This window comes from Streptomyces niphimycinicus (genome assembly GCF_018883605.1).
GTDB lineage: Bacteria > Actinomycetota > Actinomycetes > Streptomycetales > Streptomycetaceae > Streptomyces > Streptomyces niphimycinicus.
In genome coordinates, this window is the sequence record NZ_JAHLEM010000705.1 from 1 (window position 1) to 10,997 (window position 10,997).

At 72.2% G+C, this 10,997-nt stretch carries 7 protein-coding genes and 1 riboswitch; of the genes, 5 read left to right on the plus strand and 2 right to left on the minus strand.

What is annotated here, in order from left to right; genetic code table 11:
* Positions 1-349: 349 nt before the first annotated feature.
* A complete protein-coding gene (locus KN815_RS40690) occupies positions 350-2,803 on the minus strand; it encodes a DNA gyrase/topoisomerase IV subunit A (protein WP_216346822.1) in 2,454 nt (817 codons plus the stop codon).
* Positions 2,804-3,116: 313 nt separating this feature from the next.
* Here KN815_RS40690 and KN815_RS40695 point away from each other — a divergent pair, with 313 nt between their 5' ends.
* The 4 genes from KN815_RS40695 to KN815_RS40710 all read left to right on the plus strand — a co-directional run bounded on the left by KN815_RS40695 (position 3,117) and on the right by KN815_RS40710 (position 8,180).
* Positions 3,117-4,487, plus strand: coding sequence for a M16 family metallopeptidase (locus tag KN815_RS40695; protein WP_216346823.1), 1,371 nt, complete (start codon positions 3,117-3,119; stop codon positions 4,485-4,487).
* Between the two features lie 20 nt (positions 4,488-4,507).
* Positions 4,508-5,890 carry a M16 family metallopeptidase gene (locus KN815_RS40700; RefSeq protein ID WP_372458606.1) on the plus strand — a complete coding sequence of 461 codons (1,383 nt, stop codon included), beginning with the start codon at positions 4,508-4,510 and terminating at the stop codon, positions 5,888-5,890.
* Between the two features lie 300 nt (positions 5,891-6,190).
* Positions 6,191-6,354: riboswitch (cyclic di-AMP (ydaO/yuaA leader) on the plus strand.
* Between the two features lie 14 nt (positions 6,355-6,368).
* Complete coding sequence (locus tag KN815_RS40705) at positions 6,369-7,163, plus strand: M23 family metallopeptidase (protein ID WP_216346825.1); 795 nt, start codon at positions 6,369-6,371, stop codon at positions 7,161-7,163.
* Positions 7,164-7,412: 249 nt separating this feature from the next.
* Positions 7,413-8,180 (plus strand): GntR family transcriptional regulator, encoded by a 768-nt coding sequence (locus KN815_RS40710; RefSeq protein WP_253209560.1) that lies wholly within the window; start codon positions 7,413-7,415, stop codon positions 8,178-8,180.
* 203 nt (positions 8,181-8,383) lie between these two features.
* Here KN815_RS40710 and KN815_RS40715 read toward each other — a convergent pair whose 3' ends face one another.
* Positions 8,384-8,665, minus strand: a complete 282-nt coding sequence (locus KN815_RS40715) for an HPr family phosphocarrier protein (protein ID WP_216346827.1) — start codon at positions 8,663-8,665, stop codon at positions 8,384-8,386.
* Positions 8,666-8,855: 190 nt separating this feature from the next.
* Here KN815_RS40715 and KN815_RS40720 point away from each other — a divergent pair.
* Positions 8,856-10,997, plus strand: a 2,142-nt coding sequence (locus KN815_RS40720; RefSeq protein ID WP_216346828.1) for a GNAT family N-acetyltransferase, incomplete at its 3' end; no start/stop codon positions are given.

Consider the following 10,997-nt stretch of genomic DNA (forward strand, 5'->3'; position numbering starts at 1 on the left):
CGCGAGGGTCGGGGCCCGCCGCCGGCCTTCCGCCGTCCCAGGGCGCCGGGGCCGGGGGACTGGACGGCGCGGGGGCCTGTGGGGCCTGTGTACGCCGCGGGCGCCCGTGAGCCGCGAGGGTGCCTGTGAACGGCACGGTGTGGCCCGTGAACGCTGCGGGTGCCCGTGAACGGCGAGCGTGCCTGTCAACGCCGTGGCGCCCGTTAATGCCGAGGGCGCCCGCAAACGGCGAGGGCACCCCCAAACGGCGAGGGCGTCCGCAAACGGCGAGGGCGCCCCCAAACGGCGAGGGGCGCGGCACCCTCTCGGTGCCGCGCCCCTGCCGCGCGCTCCTCCTGCTCGTGCCGGGCTACACCGGCCCGGCCACCACCGTCACCGGCTTGGCGAGCGGTTCACCCGAGCCGTCCCGGCGCGGGTCGATGTCCGGCAGTGCCGCCGGGGTGCCGTTCGCCCCCGCCGCGCGGGCCGGGGTCGCGCCCGCCCAGGCCAGGACCAGGATGTCCTCGCCCTTCAGGAACCGCTGGCAGCGCACTCCACCCGTGGCCCGGCCCTTGCGCGGGTACTGGTCGAAGGGGGTGAGCTTGGCCGACTGCTGTACCGAGTCATCGAGCGTGCCGCTCGAGCCCGCGACCGTGAAGACCACCGCGTCGCTCGCCGGGTCGACGGCCGTGAACGAGATCACCTTGGCGCCGGAGGCGAGCTTGACGCCCGCCATACCGCCCGCGGCGCGCCCTTGCGGCCGCACCTGGCTGGCCGCGTAGCGCAGCAACTGGGCGTCGTCGGTGATGAAGACCAGATCCTCCTCGCCGGTGCGCAGCTCCACCGCGCCCACGATCCGGTCGCCCTCCTTGAGGCCGATGACCTCCAACTCGTCCTTGTTGGCCGGGTAGTCGGGGACCACGCGCTTGACAACGCCCTGCTCCGTGCCGATCGCGAGCCCCGGTGAGGACTCGTCCAGGGTGGTGAGGCAGATCAGCTCCTCGTCCTCCTCCAGGGAGAGGAACTCGGCGATGGGCGCGCCGCCCGCCAGATTGGGGGGCCCGGCCGACTCCGGGAGCATCGGGAGGTCGATCACCGTGAGCCGCAGCAGCCGCCCGGTCGAGGTCACCGCCCCCACGGAGCCCCGGGCCGTCGCCGGGACCGCCGAGAGGATCACATCGTGCTTGGCGCGCTTGGCCTTCCCCTCGACCGGGAACGGCTCGCCGTCGGCGGTGCGGGCCAGCAGCCCGGTGGAGGACAGCAGCACCCGGCAGGGGTCGTCCGCGACCTCCAGCGGCACCGCGGTCACCGGTGCGTTCGACGACTCCAGCAGTACCGTGCGGCGCGGGGTGCCGAACTTCTTGGCCACCGCGGCCAGTTCGCCGGAGACCAGCTTGCGCAGCTCGGCGTCGGAGTCGAGGATCCGGGTCAGCTCCTCGATCTCGGTGTTGAGCCGGTCGCGCTCCGACTCCAGCTCCAGCCGGTCGAACTTGGTCAGCCGGCGCAGCGGAGTGTCCAGGATGTACTGCGTCTGGACCTCGGAGAGACCGAAGCGCTCGATGAGGGACCGCTTGGCCTCCGCCGCGTTGTCGCTCTGCCGGATGAGGCGGATGACCTCGTCGATGTCGAGGAGGGCCACCAGCAGACCCTCGACCAGGTGCAGCCGGTTGCGCCGCTTGGTGCGGCGGAACTCGCTGCGCCGCCGGACCACATTGAAGCGGTGGTCGAGATAGACCTCCAGCAGCTCCTTGAGCCCCAGCGTGAGCGGCTGGCCGTCCACCAGCGCCACATTGTTGATGCCGAAGGACTCCTCCATCGGCGTGAGCTTGTAGAGCTGCTCCAGCACGGCCTCGGGGTTGAAGCCGTTCTTGATCTCGATGACCAGCCGCAGCCCGTGCTCGCGGTCGGTGAGGTCCTTGACGTCCGCGATGCCCTGGAGCTTCTTCGCGCCGACCATGTCCTTGATCTTGGAGATGACCTTCTCGGGCCCCACGGCGAAGGGCAGCTCGGTGACGACGAGGCCCTTACGGCGGGCCGTCACGTCCTCCACGGCCACCGTGGCGCGGATCTTGAAGGTGCCGCGCCCGGTCTCGTACGCGTCCCGGATGCCGCTCATGCCGACGATCCGGCCGCCGGTGGGCAGGTCGGGGCCCGGCACATGGCGCATCAGGGTCTCGAGGTCGGCGCCCGGGTGCCTGATCAGATGGCGGGCGGCGGCGATGACCTCGCCCAGGTTGTGCGGCGGCATATTGGTCGCCATGCCGACCGCGATTCCGGACGTGCCGTTGACCAGCAGGTTCGGATAGGCGGCGGGGAGGGTGACCGGCTCCTGCTCACTGCCGTCGTAATTCGGTGAGAAGTCGACCGTTTCCTCGTCGATCGACTCCGTCATCAGCGAGGTCGCCGACGCCATCCGGCACTCGGTGTACCGCATCGCGGCGGGCGGGTCGTCGTTGCCCAGGGAGCCGAAGTTCCCATGGCCGTCGACCATCGGCAGGCGCATGGAGAACGGCTGCGCCATGCGCACCAGCGCGTCATAGATCGACGCGTCGCCGTGCGGATGGAGCTTTCCCATCACCTCACCGACGACACGGGCGCACTTGACGAAGCCGCGCTCGGGGCGCAGCCCCATCTCGTTCATCTGGTAGAGGATGCGGCGGTGCACGGGCTTCAGCCCGTCTCGGGCGTCGGGCAGCGCGCGCGAGTAGATGACCGAGTAGGCGTACTCGAGGTAGGAGCCCTGCATCTCGTCGACGACGTCGATGTCGAGGATGCGCTCCTCGAAGTCGTCCGGCGGCGGGGTCTTCGTGCGGCGGCGGGCCATCGCGCTTGCGGCTCCTTCAACTGCCGATACGGGATCTGACGCCGACCATTGTGGCCCGGGCCGCCGACAAGTGTGGAACGGGCCGGGGTGGCAAGGGCCGGAGCGGGCTCCGAAACCGGGTTCGGCGGCCCCGTATGACGGCCTCTCGAAGGGCGAGGTCCGGCGCCCGAGAGGCCGCGGAAACGGTTCGGGGCAGCTCGGGAGGACGGGAACGGACCGGAACTTCGCCAGATGTCCGTCCCCTTGCATACAGTGACAGAAGCGCTGCGCATGCGGCTGGCACGCGCTCCATCACGCGATCGAAGGGACGTACATGCCCATGGGTCACACGGCCACGCAGCAGGCCGGCTCCGGCGGCCTGAAAGCGACCGAGCACCGCCTGGCCAATGGCCTGCGCGTGGTGCTCTCCGAGGACCATCTGACCCCGGTCGCCGCGGTCTGTCTGTGGTACGACGTCGGCTCGCGCCATGAGGTCAAGGGGCGCACCGGCCTGGCCCACCTCTTCGAGCACCTGATGTTCCAGGGCTCGGCGCAGGTGACCGGCAACGGCCACTTCGAGCTGGTGCAGGGGGCCGGCGGCTCGCTCAACGGCACGACCAGCTTCGAGCGCACCAACTACTTCGAGACCATGCCCGCCCACCAGGTCGAGCTCGCCCTGTGGCTGGAGGCCGACCGAATGGGGTCCCTCCTGACCGCGCTGGACGAGGAGAGCCTGGAGAACCAGCGCGACGTCGTCAAGAACGAGCGCCGCCAGCGGTACGACAACGTGCCGTACGGCACCGCCTTCGAGAAGCTCGTCTCCATGGCGTACCCCGAGGGCCATCCGTACCACCACACCCCGATCGGCTCCATGGCCGACCTGGACGCGGCCTCCCTGGAGGACGCGCGGGAGTTCTTCCGCACCTACTACGCCCCGAACAACGCCGTGCTGTCGATCGTCGGCGACATCGACCCCGAGCAGACGCTCGCCTGGATCGAGAAGTACTTCGGCTCCATCCCCTCCCACGACGGCAAGCGCCCGCCCCGCGACGGCACGCTCCCGGAGGTGATCGGCGACCAGTTGCGCGAGGTCGTGGAGGAGGAGGTCCCGGCCCGCGCCCTGATGGCCGCCTACCGGCTGCCCCACGACGGCACCCGTGAGTCCGACGCCGCCGATCTGGCGCTGACCGTACTCGGCGGCGGGGAGTCCTCCCGGCTCCACAACCGCCTGGTGCGCCGCGACCGCACCGCCGTGGCCGCCGGATTCGGCCTGCTGCGGCTGTCCGGCGCCCCCTCGCTGGGCTGGCTGGACGTGAAGACCTCCGGCGGCGTCGAGGTGCCCGCCATCGAGACCGCCGTCGACGAGGAGCTGGCCCGCTTCGCCGAGGAGGGGCCGACCCCGCAGGAGATGGAGCGGGCGCAGGCGCAGATCGAGCGCGAATGGCTGGACCGGCTGGCCACGGTCGGCGGCCGGGCCGACGAGCTCTGCCGGTACGCGGTGCTCTTCGGCGACCCGCAGCTCGCGCTGACCGCCGTGGAGCGGGTGCTCGACATCACCGCCGAGGAGGTGCGGGCCGTGGCCGCGGCGCGGCTGCGCCCCGACAACCGCGCCGTGCTGGTCTACGAGCCCGTCGAGGGCGCCGAGGACGCAGCCGACACCGCCGAAGCCGCCGAGACCGACGCAGAAGGGGAGGCGGCCCAGTGAGCGACGCCGTCACCGCGACCATGACCTTTCACCCGCAGCCCAAGGGCGGCGCGCCCAAGCCGTGGGCGTTCCCGGCCCCCGAGCGCGGTGAGCTGCCCAACGGCCTTACGGTGCTGCGCTGCCACCGCCCCGGCCAGCAGGTCGTCGCCGTCGAGATCAATCTGGCGGCGCCGCTGGACGCCGAGCCGGCCGGGCTCGAAGGCGTCGCCACGATCATGGCGCGCGCGCTGTCGGAGGGCACCGACAAGCACGACGCCGAGGAGTTCGCCGCCGAGCTCGAGCGCTGCGGCGCCACGCTGGACGCGCATGCCGACCACCCCGGCCTCCGGGTCTCCCTGGAGGTCCCGGTCTCCCGGCTGCCCAAGGCGCTCGGGCTGCTGGCCGACGCCCTGCGCGCCCCCGCCTTCCCGGACGGCGAGGTCGAGCGGCTGGTGCGCAACCGGCTGGACGAGATCCCCCATGAGCTGGCCAACCCGGCCCGCCGCGCCTCGATGGCCCTCTCCGCGGCCCTCTTCCCGGCCGAGTCGCGGATGTCCCGGCCGCGCCAGGGCACCCAGGAGACCATCGAGGGCATCGACGCCGCTGCCGTGCGCGCCTTCTACGAGGCGCATGTCCGCCCCTCCACGGCCACCGCAGTCATCGTGGGCGACCTCACCGGGGTCGACCTCGACGGGGCGCTCGCCGACACTCTGGGAGCCTGGACGGGCGGCGCGGGCGTGCCGCGCGCGGTTCCCCCGGTCGTCGCCGACGACCTCGGCCGGGTGGTGATCGTCGACCGGCCGGGCGCGGTGCAGACCCAGTTGCTCATCGGGCGCGTCGGCGCCGACCGCCATGACCGGGTCTGGCCCGCGCAGGTGCTCGGCACGTACTGCCTGGGCGGCACTCTCACCTCCCGCCTCGACCGCGTGCTGCGCGAGGAGAAGGGCTACACCTACGGGGTGCGCGCCTTCGGCCAGGTGCTGCGCTCCGCGCCCCCGGCGCCCTCGGGCGGCTCGGCGGGCGCCGCCATGCTGGCGATCAGCGGCTCGGTGGCCACCGAGGTCACCGGGCCCGCGCTGGAGGACCTCTGGAAGGTGCTGCGCACGCTGAAGGAGGAGGGGCTCACCGACGAGGAGCGCGATGTCGCGGTGCAGAACCTGGTGGGCGTCGCCCCGCTGAAGTACGAGACGGCGGCGGCCGTCGCGGGCACCCTCGCCGACCAGGTCGAGCAGCACCTTCCGGACGATTTCCAGGCACAGTTGTACGCCCGCCTCGCGGAGACCGGCACGGTGGAGGCGACCGCCGCGGTGGTGTCCGCCTTCCCGGCGGACCGGCTGGTCACGGTGCTGGTCGGGGACGCCTCGGCGATCGAGGAGCCGGTCCGGGCGCTGGGCATCGGCGAGGTGAGCGTCATCTCCGGCTGAGCCGCCCGGAGTTGGCCGGTTGGCCGGATCCGGTCCAAGAACCTGCGATCCGGCCGGCTCACCGACGATCCGGGTTCGCTGACGGTCCGGCAGCCGGTCCGGTCGACGAGCTCACGGCGGAAGGACCCCGGCCCCCCCGTAAGGGTGCCGGGGTCCTTCCTTCATGTCCGATTTGCGGGAGTGACAGCTTGTTTGGTTTGTGGGGAGAGCAACAAAAAACCGGAACCGTTTGGTGATCGAAAGCGGGCCCGTTTAGCGTCAGTCCGGCTGTTCGCCAGCAACCCGCCGCATCCGCGGCACGGACAGTCATCGCCGAGTCCCCGTACGGCGCGAGCCAGGGGAGCCGGGGACCCACACGTCCCCAGGGGTGAATCGGGCGCCTTCCCCGGCCGGGGGAGGAGTCCGTAGGAGACCTTCCTGCTCCGAACCCGTCAGCTAACCCGGTAGGCGAGAAGGAAGGAAAGGAGTGCGCCTCAGTATGGCGTCCACCCGCACTGCCACCGGGAAACACCGCCGGACCACCAAGGTCAACGTCCGCACCGGCGCGAACGTCGTGGGCATCACCACCGTCGCCTCGGGCGTCGTCGCCGGGATCACCGGGCAGGCGTTCGCGGCCGACACGGGCCCCAGCTCCCAGCAGACCGGTCTGACCCAGGCGATCGTGATCGGCGACGGGATCGCGGACCAGATCGAGGCCCAGGCGCAGACCCAGGAGACCGCCGCCGCTCAGGCCGCCGCCAAGGCCAAGGCGGAGGCGATCGCCCGCCAGGAGGCCGCCAGAAAGGCGGAGGCCGCGGAGAAGAGGGCCAAGGCCGAGCGCGAGGCCAAGGAGCGCGCGGCGCGCGAGGCCGAGCGCAAGCGCCTCAACACCTTCGAGACGCCGATCAGCGGCTCCTACGTCTCCACCGGCTACCACGCGGCCAGCGGACTGTGGTCCTCCGGCAGCCACACCGGCATCGACTTCCACGCCTCCTCCGGCACCTCGGTGCACTCCGTGGGCATGGGCGAGATCGTCGAGGCGGGCTGGGGCGGCTCCTACGGCAACAACGTCGTCATCAAGATGAACGACGGCACCTACACCCAGTACGGCCACCTGTCGTCGATCAGCGTCTCGGTCGGCCAGAAGGTCACCCCCGGCCAGCAGATCGGCCTGTCGGGCGCCACCGGCAACGTCACCGGACCGCATCTGCACTTCGAGGCCCGCACCAGCCCGGACTACGGCTCGGACATCGACCCCCTGGCGTACCTGCGCTCGCACGGCGTCAACGTCTGACCTCGCGGCACTCCGCGAACGTCCGGCCCCGCGGGACTCCGCGCACGCCCGCGGTCCGGCGAGAATCCGAGAAGGCCCCGTCCACCGGACGGGGCCTTCGGCGTGCCGCCGCCCGCTGACCAAAAAATATCCATGAAATGCACTCCGCCATCGGAAAAGACGTCCGATTGGAATAGAGTCGTTCAACGCGCGTTCCATGGATGCGTTTCGCGGGCGTTAAGGCGGAGGTTCGACAATGTGGGACCGGAAGTGAGCGGGGATACGACCGCGGTCCAGGGCGGTCGCCGGATTTCGGCGCATGCGGTGTGCACGGCGATTCGCGACGACATCGTCTCCGGCACATATCGGCCCGGCAGCCGGCTCACCGAGGAACTTCTCGCCCGGCGCTACGGCGTCTCGCGGGTGCCGGTCCGCGAGGCCCTGCGCACCCTGGAGTCCGAGGGCTTCGTGACGACCCGGCGGCACGCGGGGGCCTGCGTCGCCCAGCCCTCCGAGCGCGAGGCGGCCGATCTGCTGGACATCCGGGCGCTGCTGGAGCCGCTGGGCGCCGCACGGGCCGCACAGCGCCGCACCGAGGCCCATCTGAAGGTGCTGCGCGGGCTGGTCCGGCTCGGCCGGGAGCGGGCCCAGCACGGCCGGCTCGGCGAACTGCCGCCGCTGGACGACTGGTTCCACGAGACGCTCGCCCAGGCGTCCGGCAGCCCGAGCCTGGCCGCGATGCTCGTCCAACTGCGCCGCAAGACCGCCTGGGTGTACGCGGTCGCTCCCGCGCCGCAGCCCGTACCGCACGCCACATCGCCCGGGGGTGCCCGGCGCCCCGACCCGGCCGCGCGGGCCGTGGAGTCCTGGGCGGAGCACGGCGCATTGGTGGACGCGGTGGCGCGCGGCGACGCCGACCGGGCGCGGGCGCTCGCCGCCGCGCACACCGAGCGCGCGCTGGCGGAATACCGGCAGCGCCGTCCCAACCCGGTGAGGGCTTCGAAACATTCCGTAAACACGGCGAGCGGCCGGAATTAACAGATATCCCGTATACAATTCCCGGGAATTCTCTGCGTGGATTCGCGGCGCCCGTCTCCCGGTCCTCCGAGTCGGGGTGGAAACGGAAAAACAGCGGGGCCGCGGTGGCCGTAATGGTCACCGCGGCCCCGTCGTGCCGAATCCTCGAGCCGCACGGGAGTCACACCGGAAACGCGTGTGACTCGCCTGCGAGTCAGCGGGGGTCAGACGGTCTCGGGAAGCTCCTCGAGGCCCTCCGCCACCAGCTTCGCCAGCCGGTCGAGCGCGACCTCGGCATCGTCCGCGTCGGAGGCGAGGACGACCTCCTCGCCGCCCTGGGCGCCGAGGCTCAGCACGGCCAGCATGGAGGCGGCGTTGACCGGGGTGCCGTCGCCCTTGGCGATCGTGATGGGGACGCCGGCGGCGGTGGCCGCCCGGACGAAGATCGACGCAGGGCGGGCGTGCAGGCCCTCGGCCCAGCCGATGGTGACGCGGCGCTCAGCCATGGTGTTGCCCTTCAGGTGTGACGGGTGCGGTTGTCTAGACCAAAATCATACGGTGTCCGGATTCACCCGGACGATGTCCGAGTGAGCCCGGGCATGCCCGGGCTGGCCCGATACGGACCTTCCCCCGACACTCGGCCCCGACGCAAGGGTGTCCACCATCCGGACCGGGCGGGCCCGTACCCTGGGCCCCATGCGGAGCCCGTCGGACCATCACGCCTACCCGACCCACTGGGAAGCCGATGTGGTGCTGCGGGACGGCGGCACGGCACAGATCCGTCCCATCACCCCCGATGACGCCCAGCGGCTGGTCAGCTTCTACGAGCGGGTCTCGGACGAGTCGAAGTACTACCGCTTCTTCGCGCCCTACCCCCGCCTCTCCGACCGCGACGTCCACCGCTTCACCCACCACGACTACGTCGACCGGGTGGGCCTGGCGGCCATAGTGGGGGATGAGTTCATCGCCACCGTGCGGTACGACCGCATCGACGGACAGGGGATGCCGGCCGCCGCCCCCGCCGACGAGGCCGAGGTCGCCTTTCTCGTCCAGGACGCCCACCAGGGCCGCGGGGTGGCCTCCGCGCTCCTCGAACACATCGCCGCCGTAGCGCGCGAGCGGGACATCCGCAGGTTCGCCGCCGAGGTGCTGCCCGCCAACACCAAGATGATCAAGGTGTTCACGGACGCGGGCTACACCCAGAAGCGCAGCTTCGAGGACGGCGTCGTCCGCCTCGAATTCGACCTCGAACCCACCGACCGCTCCCTGGCCGTCATGCGCGCCCGCGAGCAGCGGGCCGAGGCCCGCTCCGTCCAGCGGCTGCTGGCGCCCGGCTCCGTCGCCGTCATCGGCACCAGCCGCACGCCCGGCGGCGTCGGCCGCACCGTACTGCGCAACCTCCTGGACGGCGGCTTCACGGGCCGCGTCCACGCCGTCAACCACGCCTTCCCCGACGACATGGCGCGCCTGGAGCCCGAGGGCGTCCCGGCCCACCGCTCGCTGCGCGCCATAGAGGAGCCCGTGGACCTCGCCGTCGTCGCCGTCCCCGCCGAGCGGGTGCCCGCCGTCGTGGCCGAATGCGGCGAGCACGGCGTCCAGGGCCTCGTCGTGCTCTCCGCCGGATACGCCGAGAGCGGGAGCGAGGGCCGCGACCGGCAGCGCGACCTCGTCCGCCAGGCCCGGTCGTACGGTATGCGCGTCATCGGCCCCAACGCCTTCGGCGTCAGCAACACCGCCGAGGGCGTCCGGCTCAACGCCTCCCTGTCCCCGCAGTTGCCCAACCCCGGCCGGCTGGGCCTGTTCACCCAGTCCGGGGCGATCGGCATCGCGCTGCTGTCCGGGCTGCACCGGCGCGGCGCCGGGCTGGCGAGCCTCGCCGGGATCGCGGGGATATCGACCTTCGTGTCCGCCGGGAACCGCGCCGACGTCTCGGGCAACGACCTCCTCCAGTACTGGTACGACGATCCGCACACCGACGTCGTCCTGATGTACCTGGAGTCGATCGGCAACCCCCGCAAGTTCACCCGGCTCGCCCGGCGCACCGCCGCCGTCAAACCGGTGGTCGTCGTCAAGGGCGCCCGCCACACCGGCAGCGCCCCCACCGGCCATGCCGTGCCCACCACCCAGATCCCGGACGCCACCGTCTCCGATCTGCTGCGGCAGGCGGGCGTCATCCGGGTCGACACCGTCACCGAACTCGCCGACACCGGGGTGCTGCTCGCCTCCCAGCCGCTGCCCGCCGGTCCGCGCGTCGCCATCCTCGGCAACTCCGAATCGCTCGGCCTGATCACCTACGACGCCTGCCTCACCGAGGGGCTCCGCCCGCTGCCGCCCCGCGACCTGACCACGGCCGCCGCCCCGGACGACTTCCGGCGCGCCCTGAGCGAGGCCCTTACCGACGACGCCTGCGACGCCGTCGTCGTCACCGCCATCCCCTCGGTCGGCGACGGAAACGCGGGCCCCGGGGACGGCGACGGCGGCGCGGAGGCCCTCGCGACGGCCGTAAGGGAGGCGGCCCAGGCTTCCGGGCCCGGTCCGGCCAAACCGGTGGCCGTGGTCCACCTGGAGATCCAGGAGCTTGCGGAGGCGCTGGCCGGCACCGGCGGCGAGCCCGCCCCCGGCACCCGCCGGATCCCCGCCTACCCCGCCGCCGAGCGGGCCGTGCGCGCGCTCGCCGAGGCCGTGCGGTACGCGCACTGGCGGCAGGAGGCCGCCGAGCCCGGACGGGTCCCCGAGTACGACGACATCGACGAGGCGGGTGCGGCCGCCGACATCCAGGTGCTGCTCGCCCCGGCCGACGGCAGCCCGGCCGACGGCGCGGGCGGCGGGACTGGCCAC